General features: G+C 37.7%; 16 protein-coding genes. All 16 read right to left on the minus strand.

The window, feature by feature from the left end; translation table 11 throughout:
- Positions 1-63: 63 nt before the first annotated feature.
- The gene (locus AACH31_RS07230; RefSeq protein WP_338617310.1) at positions 64-693 is read right to left on the minus strand and encodes a thiamine diphosphokinase; all 630 of its coding nucleotides are present in this window, start codon (positions 691-693) and stop codon (positions 64-66) included.
- Positions 694-699: 6 nt separating this feature from the next.
- Positions 700-1,344 carry a ribulose-phosphate 3-epimerase gene (gene rpe, locus AACH31_RS07235; protein ID WP_161830871.1) on the minus strand — a complete coding sequence of 215 codons (645 nt, stop codon included), beginning with the start codon at positions 1,342-1,344 and terminating at the stop codon, positions 700-702.
- Between the two features lie 20 nt (positions 1,345-1,364).
- Positions 1,365-2,252, minus strand: coding sequence for a ribosome small subunit-dependent GTPase A (gene rsgA / locus AACH31_RS07240; protein ID WP_161830870.1), 888 nt, complete (start codon positions 2,250-2,252; stop codon positions 1,365-1,367).
- A 49-nt stretch (positions 2,253-2,301) separates the two neighbouring features.
- Positions 2,302-3,621: a Stk1 family PASTA domain-containing Ser/Thr kinase gene (pknB, locus tag AACH31_RS07245; RefSeq protein WP_161830869.1), complete on the minus strand. Its 1,320-nt coding sequence runs from the start codon at positions 3,619-3,621 to the stop codon at positions 2,302-2,304.
- On the minus strand, positions 3,618-4,370 hold the full coding sequence (locus AACH31_RS07250; RefSeq protein WP_262953499.1) for a Stp1/IreP family PP2C-type Ser/Thr phosphatase: 753 nt from the start codon (positions 4,368-4,370) through the stop codon (positions 3,618-3,620). Before AACH31_RS07250 ends, pknB begins: the two co-directional genes overlap by 4 nt.
- A 1-nt stretch (position 4,371) precedes the next feature.
- The gene (gene rlmN / locus AACH31_RS07255; RefSeq protein WP_161830867.1) at positions 4,372-5,412 is read right to left on the minus strand and encodes a 23S rRNA (adenine(2503)-C(2))-methyltransferase RlmN; all 1,041 of its coding nucleotides are present in this window, start codon (positions 5,410-5,412) and stop codon (positions 4,372-4,374) included.
- Between the two features lie 121 nt (positions 5,413-5,533).
- Positions 5,534-6,865, minus strand: a complete 1,332-nt coding sequence (gene rsmB, locus AACH31_RS07260) for a 16S rRNA (cytosine(967)-C(5))-methyltransferase RsmB (protein ID WP_262953500.1) — start codon at positions 6,863-6,865, stop codon at positions 5,534-5,536.
- Between the two features lie 185 nt (positions 6,866-7,050).
- Complete coding sequence (locus AACH31_RS07265; protein ID WP_161830865.1) at positions 7,051-7,929, minus strand: YitT family protein; 879 nt, start codon at positions 7,927-7,929, stop codon at positions 7,051-7,053.
- Positions 7,930-8,117: 188 nt separating this feature from the next.
- Complete coding sequence (locus AACH31_RS07270) at positions 8,118-8,297, minus strand: sporulation protein Cse60 (RefSeq protein WP_161830864.1); 180 nt, start codon at positions 8,295-8,297, stop codon at positions 8,118-8,120.
- A 41-nt stretch (positions 8,298-8,338) separates the two neighbouring features.
- A complete protein-coding gene (locus tag AACH31_RS07275; protein WP_338617315.1) occupies positions 8,339-9,211 on the minus strand; it encodes a YitT family protein in 873 nt (290 codons plus the stop codon).
- 38 nt (positions 9,212-9,249) lie between these two features.
- Positions 9,250-10,113 (minus strand): CvfB family protein, encoded by an 864-nt coding sequence (locus AACH31_RS07280; protein WP_161830862.1) that lies wholly within the window; start codon positions 10,111-10,113, stop codon positions 9,250-9,252.
- 196 nt (positions 10,114-10,309) lie between these two features.
- A complete protein-coding gene (locus AACH31_RS07285; RefSeq protein WP_338617318.1) occupies positions 10,310-11,194 on the minus strand; it encodes a TraX family protein in 885 nt (294 codons plus the stop codon).
- 297 nt (positions 11,195-11,491) lie between these two features.
- The gene (locus tag AACH31_RS07290) at positions 11,492-12,730 is read right to left on the minus strand and encodes an FprA family A-type flavoprotein (protein WP_161830860.1); all 1,239 of its coding nucleotides are present in this window, start codon (positions 12,728-12,730) and stop codon (positions 11,492-11,494) included.
- 128 nt (positions 12,731-12,858) lie between these two features.
- Positions 12,859-13,239: an SMU1112c/YaeR family gloxylase I-like metalloprotein gene (gene gloA2, locus AACH31_RS07295; protein WP_338617321.1), complete on the minus strand. Its 381-nt coding sequence runs from the start codon at positions 13,237-13,239 to the stop codon at positions 12,859-12,861.
- A gap of 102 nt (positions 13,240-13,341) precedes the next feature.
- On the minus strand, positions 13,342-13,899 hold the full coding sequence (locus AACH31_RS07300; protein WP_161830858.1) for a peptidylprolyl isomerase: 558 nt from the start codon (positions 13,897-13,899) through the stop codon (positions 13,342-13,344).
- Positions 13,900-13,920: 21 nt separating this feature from the next.
- Positions 13,921-14,853 carry a methionyl-tRNA formyltransferase gene (gene fmt, locus AACH31_RS07305; protein ID WP_161830857.1) on the minus strand — a complete coding sequence of 311 codons (933 nt, stop codon included), beginning with the start codon at positions 14,851-14,853 and terminating at the stop codon, positions 13,921-13,923.
- Positions 14,854-15,038 lie beyond the last annotated feature (185 nt).

Raw genomic sequence — 15,038 nt, forward strand, 5'->3', positions numbered from 1 at the left:
CCTAATCAAAGATGTTAATTACTGTACACTATATGAGGGGAAAAATAGAGATATGACTAAAAGTTAATCACAACTCGAAATCATTAATAAATAACCCGATTCAAATTTTACTTGATAGTCTGCTCCAAGTGTTTCATTACTAATACATCGAATATCATCCTGCGCTAATGTATAGTTTACGAGTGGGTATTTAACGTTTTTTAACGTAAGATGAGTCACTGTTGATTCTAATGCAAAAAAGGAAAGGTATTTAAAAGCAGTTGCCTCTAAGTGATGCTCTCCCTTAGAAAGAACCGTCAACCTATTTTTCTCACCAACAAGTTGAACGTAAAGCCCCTTCTTGACAAACTGAAGTAATAATCGAATATTGGCTAATGTATGATCAATGCGTCCTCCTAGCGCTCCATAAAGAGTCACTTCCGACGCTCCTCGCTGCAAAGCTAGATTTAATGCAGCCTCAGTGTCTGTTTCATCCTTTTCGCAAGGAAGATGAATAAGCTCCCTTGTAGCTTGAGAAACTGCATCATATTCTTCGGGTGTCACGGAATCAAAATCTCCGATTGCTAAATCCGGTGAAATTCCCCGTTCAAGCAGATGAAAGGCTCCACGATCCACCCCTATAATAAACTGATCTGCTAATGCCTTTTCATCTAAATATAATTCATGAGAACCACAGATAACGGCGACTTTCATGGGCCATTAACCTTTGATCTGTTCGATGGCAACGCGTCGATTTGGGGCATTAAATACCGCTGAACCCGCGACAACAACATCGGCCCCAGCTTCCTCACATAAGCGAGCTGTCTGTTCATTTACCCCACCATCAACTTCAATTAAGAAAGATAACTCTAACTTTTTGCGCCATTCATTTAAAATCGCAATTTTATTTAATGCCTCAGGAATAAATGTTTGCCCTCCAAAGCCTGGATTAACAGACATAATTAACACCCAATCTACCTCATGTAAGACGTGTTTAATCATCTCAAGTGGCGTGTGAGGGTTTAAGACGACACCGCATGCCATTCCATTTTGTTTGATTAATTGTAAAGTACGATGTAAATGGCGACATGCCTCCACATGTACCGTAATAATATCCGCCCCAGCTTCTTTGAAATCTTGAATAAATAAATCAGGATTTTCAATCATTAAATGAACATCAAAAGGTAATGACGTATGAGGACGTAAGCATTTAATTAGACCCGGTCCTAATGTAATATTCGGTACAAAGTGACCATCCATTACGTCAATATGAATATAATCAGCTCCAAGCTGTTCCACACATTGGACTTCCTCCGCTAATTTTGAAAAATCAGCAGCTAAAATTGAAGGTGCAAGTTTTAACATCGGTTCGACTCCTTTATTCCTTAATACTTCGGTTTACGGCTTTTAATTTCTGTCAAGAATTGTAGATAATTTTCGTATCTTGTTGGCAATATCTCTCCTACCTCAACCGCTTCCTTTACCGCACAACGCGGCTCATTGACGTGTAAGCATCCTCTGAACTTACAATCTTGTGATCGTTGGTAAAATTCAACAAAACACTCTGATAAATCATTAGGTTCTAATTGGTCTAAGTCTAACGAACTAAATCCCGGCGTATCTGCAATTAATCCATCACTTAATTTATGAAGTTCGACATGCCTTGTCGTATGTTTTCCACGTCCTAACGCTTTCGAAATTTCATTCACCTGAATATTTAGTGTTTGATCCATTGAATTTAATAACGATGACTTCCCAACTCCTGATTGACCACAGATGACGACAATCTGATTGCGAATCAGATCCTTAATCCCATCTAACCCAAACTGTTGTTTCGAGGAAGTTTCAATGACTTGATAACCAATTTCTCGATAATACTGAATGATTGGCGCAATTAAAGATTGCTCCTCAGACGTTAACAAGTCCATTTTGGTCAAAACGATAATAGGTTCGATTTGATTCGCTTCAATAACAGCTAAAAAGCGATCCAAGAGTTTAGGACTAAAGTCAGGTTCTTTTACCGAAAAAACGACTAATGCCAAATCAACATTTGCAATGGGTGGACGAACCAACTCATTTTTACGGTTTAAAATCTCCATGACATACCCATTCCCATCGGGCTCTACAGTAAAGTGAACAGAATCACCAACAAGCGGAGTAATTTTCTTTTTTCGAAATAATCCACGACTTCGACATTGAATCAGTTCTTTCGTCTGTAAATCTTCAACGTAATAAAACCCGCTTAATGCCTTTAAAATAATTCCTTTTTTCAAACTATCACCTTCTAAATGATGAAACGATTTCATCATTTTTCTTTGTTGTCTATTCTTTCTTATTTGTTTTCTTCTTTTCCTTTTCAGGCTCTTTTGCCACATAAAGGGTTACATTCGATTTAACCTTCACACGTGTTCCTACGGCTGGTGAAGTTTTAAAAATATCCCCGTCTTCATATTCCTCGTCTTCAATATAAATCACTTTTCCATATTTCAGATTCAGTTTTTTCAATTCTTGTTCTGCTTCTTTTAACGTCTTTTGGGTAACATCTGGGATATAAACCTCTGCAACTTTACTATGCGCTGGATGGTAAATAATAATAAAGTAAAGTAACATTGCACCGGCTAAGAAAATAGAAAATGAAACTAAAATGGCTGAATTTAAGAAACCAAACTTCTTTCCGGTATTGGTTTTTCGTCGCCTTTTAGTTTTTTCTGTTGGCTGCTTCGCCATTTTTTCCGATACCTCCTTTTTAAGGTCCGTCATCACCATCGTTTTTTCAAGATCTTCCTCTTGTAAATCAGTGAGTAGAGGTTCATCAACACGATCCATTTGCAGTGCTGAACGTAAACTGACAAGCAATTCATCTACACTACGATAACGTTCACTCGGTTGTTTTGATGTACAACGGCTAATAATATTATCTAGACTATTTGGCAATTGATCGTTCACTAATTTAATAGATGGCATCTCTGCTTCTAAATGCTGTAACGCGATATTAACGGCTCCCTCTCCTTTAAAAGGAACATCGCCCGTCAGTAACTCATATAAAATGATCCCTAACGCATAAATATCTGAGCGCTCTGTAGCTAAATTACCACGGGCTAATTCTGGTGCTAAATAATGCACTGATCCCATAATGGTATTCGTTTGAGTAATATCGGCCTCGTTACTTGAGAGTGCAATTCCAAAGTCAGTAATTTTTACAACCTGATCCTCTGTAATCATAATATTTTGTGATTTTAAATCACGATGAATAATCTTATTTTGGTGAGCGTATAGGACCCCTTCCGCCAACTGGGTCATGACATGAATCGCAGTTTGTGGATCCAGTGCCCCATGCTCACGCAAATAGTCTTTTAATGTTTTACCATTAACATACTCCATGACAATAAACGGTTGTTGTTTATAATCACCCACGGTATAAACATGAACAATATTCGGATGATCTAAATTAATCACCTGAGCCGATTCGCGTTTAAACCGTTTAATAAACCCCTCATCTTTTGACAATTCATAACGCAACATTTTAATTGCTACGTGTCTTTTTAACGTACGATCGTACGCTAAATAAACATTAGCCATCCCCCCATCGCCAATTAACATTTTAATGTCATAGCGTGAATTAATCGTTGTTCCGATTATCATAAAGCTTCACTCCCTTCAAGACGTTCACATAAGGCAATCGATATATTATCTTTTCCGCCCTTTAAATTCGCCATTTCAATCATTAAATTAACTTTTTCTTCTGTTGATTTATCTTGACTTAAAATCCCAAAAATCTCATCATCATCCACCATTGAGGTCAAGCCATCTGTACAAAGTAAAATGGCGTCTAAATTATAATGTTCAAGAACAAGATAATCAAACTTGACATCCTTATTTACCCCTAAAGCATTCATAATAATATTACGATGCGGATGATTTTTAGCTTCTTGTTCCGATAGTTTTCCTTCATCCACTAATTTGCGGACAAACGTATGATCTTTTGTAATCTGTCTTAGTCGTTGATGTGATAAAAGATACGCTCGACTATCTCCAATATGCGCTAATGCGATAAAGGATTTCGTCATCACTGCTACAATTGCTGTCGTTCCCATCCCATGTGAAAGTTGGTGATCGGCAATATACGTCAAAATTTCTTGATTAATTTGATTTAATAGTTGCTTTAACCATTTCCTTAATTCTTCAGGATCCTCAAACTTTAATTCTTCGTCAAAGTGATTACTAATCGTATTAATGACCATACCACTTGCTACCTCGCCCGCAGCATGGCCCCCCATCCCATCAGCAATCACCATCATCGAACAATGTTGGTTTTTATATCCTTTAACAGCATCTTCATTGTGTGGTCGGACTTTTCCGACATCCGTCTTATAACACACCTGATCAAACATTTTACAAGGCCCCCTCTTTAGCTCTTAATTGGCCACACGCCGCGTCGATATCACTTCCTAATTCACGGCGTACTGTCGCATTAATTCCTCGCTTTTTCAATGTCTTTTCAAATTGTTCAATATGCTCAACTGGTGTCCGGTCAAATCCACGTTCTGGAACATAATTGACCGGAATTAAATTCACATGACAATTCATTCCTCTTAATAAATCGGCTAACTTTTGCGCACACTCCACCGTATCATTTACATTTTTTATTAACCCATACTCAAAGGTAATTCGACGATTGGTTTCATTAACATAAAATTTAGCCGCTTCCATTAACTTTGCCAACGGATACGCACGGTTAATTGGCATGAGCTGAGAACGCATCTCATCCGTTGGGGCATGAAGCGAAATCGCAAATGAAACCTGCGGATGGTGTTTAGCAAAATCATAAATTTTAGGAACGATCCCGCTTGTCGAAACGGTAATATGACGCGCCCCAATATTTAATCCTTGCTCCGCGTTTATAATTTCAATAAATCGCGTCAAGTTCTCATAATTTTCAAATGGTTCACCAATTCCCATCACGACGATATGGCTAACACGTCCCTCTGATTGGTCGAGGTACTGTTGAACACGTAAAACTTGGGCAACAATCTCACCCGCTTCTAAATTTCTTTTTAAACCGCTTAACGTTGATGCACAAAACTTACATCCAATGCGACACCCTACTTGCGTAGTCACACACACTGAATAGCCGTAATGATGGCGCATTAAGACCGTCTCAATCAAGTTTCCATCCGACAACTCAAAAAGAAACTTTGTTGTTCCGTCACTTGCTACCTGCTTTTTACGTTCTGAAAGAGTTGTAAAATCAAATGTCTTACTTAGTAACTCTCTTAAGTCCTTCGGTAAGTTATTCATTTCATCAATGGACTGTACTCTTTTTTTATAGAGCCAATCAAAAATTTGCTTGGCACGAAATTTAGGTTGCTTTTGATTGACTAACCACGTTTGCCAATCCTCAATATCTAAACTAAAAATGGACTTAAACTCCATCCAATCACCACCATTTCTACTAAATTCATCATCTATTGTTCACCCTTAAATTAAATGGAACATCCCTTATTTCTTATTATTCACCAAAAAATATCATTTAATCGATGATTCTTCTATCCCCTTACGCCTTTCTTTTTAAACAGGCGATAAAAAATCCATCGGTTTGATAATCGCCAGGAAACAGTTGAACCATTCCATTTTTTGTTTGAGCGGCTAATACTTCAGGTAATCGAGAAACTAAGGTTTGATCGAGTTCAAACTCCGGATGTTTATTTAAAAACCATTCAACACGTTTATCATTTTCCTTACGATTAACCGTACACGTACTATAAACCAGCGTTCCCTGCACCTTTACTAAAGGAGCGACCGCTTCTAAAATATTTTCTTGGATTTTAACAATCTCATCTAAATCTGAGGGTTTCTTCGTTAATTTAATTTCTGGATGTCTTCTTAAAATTCCAAGTCCTGAACATGGGGCGTCAACCAGAATGGCATCAAAACTCTCTTTGTCGTAACATTCATTCAACTTTGTTGCATCTTGAAGCGATGTCACAACATTCGTCAATCCTAAGCGTTTGACGTTCTCTTCAATCAATTTAAGTTTGTGCTCATATATATCATGGGCATAGACCTTACCAGTTTGCCGCATCATTTCAGCAATATGTGTTGTCTTCCCACCAGGGGCCGAACAAGTATCTAATACTCTCGCATGGTGTTTAGGTTTTAACGCGCGAGCGACGAGCATCGATGCTTCATCTTGTACATAAAACCATCCTTGCTTAAAGGTTTGAGTCTTAAGCGGATTCCCTTTTAAAACGATGAGAGCGTCCTCACTTAAATATCCCTCTTTGCATTCCACGCCTTCAGCTTGTAACCTTTGCTTCAACTCCTCGCGTGTTCCACGAACAGCATTGACACGAATCGCCATTTTCACCCGCTCATTATTAGCGCGGGCCATCTGTTGTGTTTTTTCTTGACCGAATTGTTTACTCCAAAGTTTAATGAGCCAAAGGGGATGTGACGTTTCAATGGCTAGTCTCTGTGTTTCGTCCTCTATCGTATCAAGGCTCGCCAAAGGAGAGCGCGTCATTTCACGTAAGATTGCGTTCACTAATTTTCCATGAAACTGTCCACCACGTTTCTTCGCAATAGCTACCGCCTCAGAAACCGCCGCATGCTCTGGGACTCCGTCTAAAAATAACATTTGATAAAGCGTCATTTGAATTAAAATACGCACCCATGCTTTCACTTTCCCTTTAAAAAAAGGAGCTGCATAAAAATTCAATAACTGTTCATTTTGCAATGTCCCATAAACTAATTCTGCCATAAAATTTTTATCTTGCACCGTTAAGTCATTTTTTTCAATTTTATCATTTAGGGCATGATTACTATAGGCCTGGTTAACTAAAATATCCGTTAACGTCTGTAAGGCTAGCTCACGAGCATTTGCCATAATACCACTCCGTTCTCCTGCATTCTTGATGTTTATAGAATGATGTCATTTTATATTATAGCATAATCTACCTACTTTCATCTGTCATTTCACACAATTCTTGCCTAAATTCCCCGCGATTTTAACAATTGATTAATAAAAAAAAGAGGATTCATCCTTTACACATCGATGAACCCTCTTCACTTTTATGCCTTATCAACAATCTTACGATCGAAATTCCCCTGAATTTGCGTGCTTTGTAAAACATTCGTAAACGCGCGTGGATCAACTTCAGATAACAACCTTAAAGCAATATATAATTCATAACTTGAAACGACCATCATTAATAAACTACGATTTTGATGGGTATAAGCTCCCTCTGCATTAATAATCGTAATCCCACGTCCTAGACGATTTTGCAAGGTTGTAATCACCTCGTCTTGTTTATTGGTCACGATGAAGACAGTATAACTTTGATGAGGGGTATGAATACGGTCAACAATTTGCATTTGCACAAACATTAATAAAATCGTGTAAAGAGCAATCTCCCATCCGTCAAGAAATCCTGCAATGGTAATAATCACGCAATTTACGGAAAATGAATACTGACCAAAAGAACCATGTGTTCTCATCGATAAAATTTGAGAAACAATATCAAGCCCTCCTGTCGATCCTCCGTATTTTAAAATGGTTCCACTACCAACAGCATAAATCATTCCCCCGACAACAATATTTAATAAAATATCATCAGAAAAAGAAATCTCAGGAATCACATTTAAACTGATTGTCATGAGAGTAACGGTATAAAGCGTATGATAGGTGAATCTTTTACCTATAAACTTATATGAAATAAGTAATAATGGAATGTTAATCGACCAAATCAATAGCCCTAAATTAATTTTAATTCCCCAGGTACTATACAGTAATCGGCTAATAATCTGTGAAATCCCCGTTACACCACCTACGTATAATCCCGATGGGTTAATAAACCAGTTAATTCCGATTGCAAACAGGATAATCCCCACTGTAATCATCCCTAAACTTCTACATTCTCTTTTAAAACGTTCTTCCTGTGCAAAGCTCATCCTTAAACTCCTCCACTTCCGCTCCTTTTGGATAGTCGTTTTTGTATGGATTTCAATCTAATTCTTGAGAAATTATAACATGTTTTAGGCAGATTAGAAACGGGGAAAAGCAAATATTTTACTATAATTTTTACTTTTATTTTTAGCCCACCATTTAATAAAAAAAGGCGTCCAAAAGGACACCTCATTTAACGATAAATAACCATCGCCGAATAACTATAAACTTGCGATTCCTCATCTTTAAAATGAGAAATCGCATATTTAATATCAATAAAAGACTCTTCAGGTAATGTCATTAAAAATCCATTCACCTTTTCCTCTAAATCTAATTCGTGCTCTTCATCAAAACATTTAACCGAAATAGCCATTAAGCTCCCCCTCCAAACTGAATAAGCTGACGATCCGTTAATTATTTAATTTCCTTCTTCACAAAATGCCCTTGAATCATCTCACTACGAACCACATTGGTAAAGGCTCGCTCATCGACCATTTTGATTAACTCCAATGCTTCATATAATTCATAGCTTGATAAAACCATCATTAAAACACTTTTATCATTTTTCGTATACGCACCTCGGCCTTCAAGAACAGTAATTCCCCGGTAAAGATGCTGATGAATCGTTTGAATCATCTCGTCCTCTTTCGTTGTGACAATGTACAACGTTAAATTTTGATGCACCGTATGAATACGGTCTACCACAACAGAAGTAATATAAATAGAAATAATCGTGTATAAGGCTGTTTCCCATCCCTGGATTAATCCAGCTAATAAAATAATAACCGCATTAATCATAAATGAATACTTTCCAAAAGAACCGTCACACTTCATTGAAATATATTGAGACACAATATCAACGCCACCCGTTGAAGCCCCAATTTTTAAAATCAAGCCAATTCCAACCCCGATTAAAACTCCACCGAATACAGCATTCAATAAAATATCATCGGAAAAACGTCCCATCGGTATAACCTCTAAAATAACGGACTGAAGGAAGACAGCTACAATACTTAAAAAAGCAAACCGTTTCCCAATTGAATGCCACGCTAAATAAAGTAACGGAATATTTATAATAAAAATAAGCATCCCGAGACTCAAACTCACACCAACTGTTGAAGAAACGAAAGCAATAATTAATTGGGCGATCCCAGTTACCCCACCTGTATATAAATTAGCAGGTGTAATAAACATATTCATCGCCAATCCATAAAGAAAGATTCCTAAAAACATCATAACGACATTTTTAGCTTTGATGGCAACCGTTTCATTTTTTAATAGATTCATCCTTTAAATCCCTCCTAACCTTTTAACAGTCACTCAACTTAAATGTCCTCATTTTCTTCTTTTAGATATGTCCATCCATCCTCTTGATACACTTTACCTTCTTTCATTAAATGCCCAAGTGCTCGTTTAAACGATGCCTTACTCATTTTAAAAACGCGTCGGATATCATCTGGTTCCGATTTATCACAAAACGGCATGGCACCTCGGCGTCCCATTAAATAATCAAAAATAACCTCGGCATCTTCGCCAATAGCGAATTCTTTTTGTGGAATGAGTGACATATTAAATTCGCCATTTTCCTTGACACGAACAACGCGCCCTTCCACTACTTCTCCAAGGCGTGGCTCTTCACGACGCTCACTTTCATGAATGAACCCCATATATCCTTCCTCAGTAATGACATTCGTTCCAATTTTCCCTGTACGAATAACACGTGCCTTCACTTTTTTTCCATGCAATGATTGAGGGGCTTCTTCCTTAACTCCTCCAAATTCTTGCGGACGTGCTAAAATAGCAAACAGATAATTCGATTGAGATTCTTTTAAATAGCAATACACATAATCTCCGATCTGTGGCCATAACGATTCAAAAATAGGTAAATCAGACGGCGCAATTAAAATATTTTTATTAATTCCGATATCGACAAATACCCCTAAATCTTTGCGAACATCTACCACTTCAGCCCAACCGAATTCTTCTGTCGTAATTGTTGGTTCGTGCATGGTTGCTGTCAAACGCTTTTTCGCATCATAGTAAAGAAAAACCTCCACATTTTCCCCAACCTCAAGTGGGCGTGTCACCTCTGCTTGATGTAAGAAATATTCCTCACCATCTAAAACTAATGTATAACCAAGGGGCGTCTGACGCTCCACTTTCATTTCATGAAATTTTCCTGCTAACATCTAATCACTTACTTTCCTTTTAAAGTCAATATATTATAACATGCACCAATTTTTGTGAAAAGTGGGTTTTTACTTTTCTTCCTAATTATTCGGCGTTTTCATGGATCCTCTAAAAGATAGTATCACCGATTCCAGTTAAAACCATGCCCGTTATTAATAGAAAACAAAAAAATGACGCGTATGACTCACCTGTTGACTAACCTAGCGCCTTGAAAAGGTAGACAACACCACTTAAAAAAAGCAAATGAACGGGGTAAAACCAATAGAAAAAATATCGATGAAATCGAGGGGACCCCTTCTCTCCCGTATACAACGAAATGGGCCATAACGCCAGCAAAGAAAAAAGCTGAGCAATGTACTGCAAGTATAGACTCGCCTGCAAGACAAATACACATCCGCTTGTTAAGGTTAAACCGTAATAAACCTCGATAAAACTAGCATCAAAAGGAAAAGAAAATAAGTGCGGTCCATAAAGTAAAACATTCAAAAAAATAATCATCCCATTCATTTTTTTACGGTCATAAAAGAAAAGGTACATTAAAAAAATCATAAAGACGCCATATGAATCATAATCAGCCCTTAAATAAAACGCCACCAACCCAAAGCATAAGACAAGTCCCCCTCCTAAAAGTTGCGATTTTTGACACTTCGTTAATCGATCGTATCCCCAAATGGTCATCAAACCAAGACAAAGCGTAAAAAACACATTTTGATGACCCCAATTCAATAACGAAGAAGAGGTTGCTAAATCAAAAAAGGGTTCCGAAATAAAAGCGAAAACACCAAGTCTTAAGACATATTTTTTTCGGCTATGCGTGTGGTAAAAACCATTTACAATTAAAAATGCAAAAATAGGAAATGACAATCGGCCGATTAATCGCATCCCTGTCATGATTCCCTCCAATAAAACAATGACCCCCGGTTGCGTCGTACACGACTGAAGATAGGGAACGATAATCGCACCCACATGATCAATAAACATGGTGATGATAGCGATCATCTTTAGTTCAAAGACCGTTAATCCCCTGTTCAGTGATGAACTATCCTCCAAAGACGTGTCTGATTGTTTTAAACTATCCATTTAGGCCCACCCTTTCTATTTTTTTCTTAAATTATACCACAGCCTTTCTAACATCTATACCTAAATATCCCTGTCTTTCCCCTTCCTAGCAAACTTAGGCTATCTTATAAAACGTAAATGCACGATTAAGGCCTCCCGCTAAAGGTTATTTTTTATATAACATTTTTGCTTGGCATCGGATGATGGGAGCCAACCTACTAAATGAGGAAGACGTATTTGCCACCGCGTTTTCTTTCAATGCCTTCATCTTTATCTGAACCAAAAAAGGGAATTCGCCTCTGCGAACTCCCTTTTTGATTAATCTAAATCACACACTAAACGTCCCTCAAGCAGGCTACGTCCAATTGATTTTCCAAGTGCAACTGCATCTACTAATTTTTCCTCATCCGGTTTAAAACATAATTTCACCGGTTCAAGCATCTTTAACTTTAATTGGGTTAGACGCGTGTGAACATTGTCGACAGCTTCTCCACTCCAACCATACGATCCAAAGGCAGCACCAAATTTTCCACCGTGAGTCACAGGATTCATTCCTGTTAAAACATCCCAAACAATAGGTACAGCATCTTTATTAACCGTTGTCGCCCCAATCGCAATCGCATCTGCTGCGTAAAGGTCATTAAATAATTGATCCTTAACTTCTGGGAAAGATTTTATATCTAAGTCATATAGGCGAACCGAAACCTGAGGATTAACCATTAAAATTCCCTCTTTAACCGCTTGTGCCATCGCCTTCGTATAACCATAGGCCGACGTAAATGGAATAACTGCTAACTTATCTGTAGAATAATCTTCTGTTGACCATTTTTTATAGATTCCTATAATTTCTTCAATACGCGTATCAAGAACAGGTCCATGTCCTGGACAAATCATTTTAATACTTAAACGCGATAAAGATGCAATCGCTTTCAGAACATATGTTTTAAACGGTGCAAAAATCGGATTATAGTAATTTAATAAAGCATCCATATAATCTTCATTTTTTGTTTCTGGAAGCTTTGACATCAATACATCATCAAAGGCATAATGGCTTCCAAACGAATCGCATGTAAATAAGATTTCATCCTCTACAAGATAACTGTAAATAGTATCTGGCCAATGTAAGTTTGGCGCGGAAATAAATTGAAGTGTACGCCCCCCTAAATCTAACGTATCATTCATTTTTACAGCCTGAGATTTAAAATCTATATTGACAATATTGCGTAAGTAACGAATCGCTACAGCTGAGGCAATGACTGTAATATTCGGATTAAGCTTAATTAGCTTTTCAATTGATCCGGCATGATCAGGTTCCGTGTGATGAACAATAATATAATCAATGTCCTCAATCGATACTAATTTTTCAATTTTTTGAAGGTAATCCTCAAAATAAGGCGCTTTCACCGTATCAAATAAAGCAACCTTCTCTTCACCTCTAACAAAGTATGAATTATAAGACGTTCCATACTTTGTTTCCATTACAACGTCAAATACTTCAAGCTCATGGTCTTGTACTCCTAACCAGTAAACATTTTCAGTTAGCTTCAAACTCTCCATTTAACTGACATCTCCTTTATAAAACCTGTCATCATTGATATAGACTTTTACGTTTCTAATTTTAACATACTATCCTTTTGTTGCCTACTTATATACCCCTTTTATTTTAAACGTTATTATCTTTTAACTTAGCTTTCATACAACTCAAGCGGTAATCCATCAGGATCATTGAAAAACACGTATCGCTTTTGTGTGTACTCGTCAACTCTAATCTCTTGTGTTTGAACCCCTGACTCATTCAAATAAGAGACAACCTGTTCAATATCTTCTACACGAAAGCACAGATGTCTTAACCCACAAGCCTCTGGATAAGAGGGACGCTCGGGGCTATTTGGAAACGAAAACAACTCTATTTCACTCGTTCCTACCTTTAAGTCTAATTTATACGATTGACGTTCCGCCCTGTAATTTTCCCGAATGACCTCCAGTCCTAAAATATTGACATAAAAATGCTTAGAACGCTCATAATCTGAGGCAATAATTGCAACATGATGAATCTGATTAAACATCGTTAACCCCCTCCTTTTTCTCCCCTATTGTACTAGGAATACGCGACAAAATCAAATCACAAAAAAGGAGTTAAGCCGACAACTTAACTCCACTTGTAATCTTTATAATTTGTTTGGTTCTTCGTAGTCAATTCCCTTTGTGTCAACCGTTACTGTTTTCATCATTTGACCAATCACCGGTTGGTCTAAATGGTTACATTCCACACTTGCAATTTGATCAACCACATCAATTCCTTCAATGACTTTTCCAAAAGCGGCATAGCTTCCATCTAAATGTGGTGAATCTTTATGCATGATAAAGAATTGTGATCCGGCAGAGTTAGGTACATTCGTACGAGCCATTGAAATCACTCCGCGCTCATGTTTCACAGGGTTATTAAATCCATTTGAATTAAATTCCCCATAAATACTATATCCAGGTCCACCAATTCCTAATCCTTGAGGATCTCCTCCTTGAATCATAAATCCTCGAATCACGCGATGAAAAATAACCCCATTATAAAATCCTTTATTCGCTAATAAGATAAAGTTACGTACGGATTGCGGCGCAACCTCTGGGTATAATTCGATTTTAATTTGACTTCCATTTTCCATTTCAATTGTTGCAATTGGATTTGTATCCTTTGAATATTCTGTTTGTCCATTGTATTGTTTTGCCATAACAAAAGCCTCCTCTAGCACTTAATTAAATTGTTTCCCAACTTCAAATGGATGTGAACCATTTAATAAGCTTGCAACATCCATTCGCTTTTTACCTGATAATTGTAAATCCGTTAACTTTAATCCGTGTTGATCCCCACAAGCAACAACAACTCCATCTTTTGCAACTTTCACAATGGTTCCCGGAGCTGCATCATATGTTACTTCCTCAGGTTCAGCCCACCATACCTTAACAGTTAAATCGTCTAACTGCGTAAAAGCAACAGGCCATGGATGTAAACCACGCACTTGATTATATAATACACGTGCCGGTTTTGACCAATCCATTCGCTCATTTTCTCGCTTAATATTAAAAGCGAACGTTGCCTCCTCATGATTTTGCGGCGTTGCCACTAAACGTCCCGCTAATAACTCTGGTAAGGTCTGTGATAAAAGTTTAGCACCAGCCTCACTTAACTTTTCAAACATCGATCCCGTATGGTCCTTTTCTCCAATCGGAACAACAACCTTACTAATCATGTCTCCTGTATCCATCTTTACATCCATATACATGATGGTAACACCCGTCTCTGCTTCACCGTCAATAATGGCTTGATGAATAGGCGCCCCTCCACGATATTTCGGTAATAACGAGGCATGAACATTAATACATCCAAACTTCGGAGCATCTAATAAAACCTTAGGAATAATTTGTCCAAAAGCAGCCGTAATAATTAAATCTGGATTCCAATCAAGAACTGTCTGATAATCCTCTCTAATTTTTTCCGGTTGAAAAACAGGAATGCCATGCTCCAGTGCCTTTTGCTTCACCGGCGTTGGCGTCAAGAGGCGCTTTCTTCCCACTGGGCGATCAGGTTGTGTCACAACCCCGACAACCTCATATCCATCCTTAATAATTGTTTCTAAAACAGGAACCGAAAAATCTGGTGTTCCCATAAATACAACACGTGTCATGCCAGTCCTCCTCTTTAGATACTAAATTGACTCCCCATCTCGGGTAACCATCTGTCCTTACCGCAGAAACATTTTGATTATTAGCTAAAACCAACCCTTTACTTCCAATTAAAAAGCGACAAACCTAATTGACTAAAAAGCTCATCCACTTTTTAAACGAAGACAAAGGCCTTTGATAAAACCTC

The sequence above is a fragment of the Turicibacter faecis genome (assembly GCF_037076425.1).
Classification (GTDB): domain Bacteria; phylum Bacillota_I; class Bacilli_A; order MOL361; family Turicibacteraceae; genus Turicibacter; species Turicibacter faecis.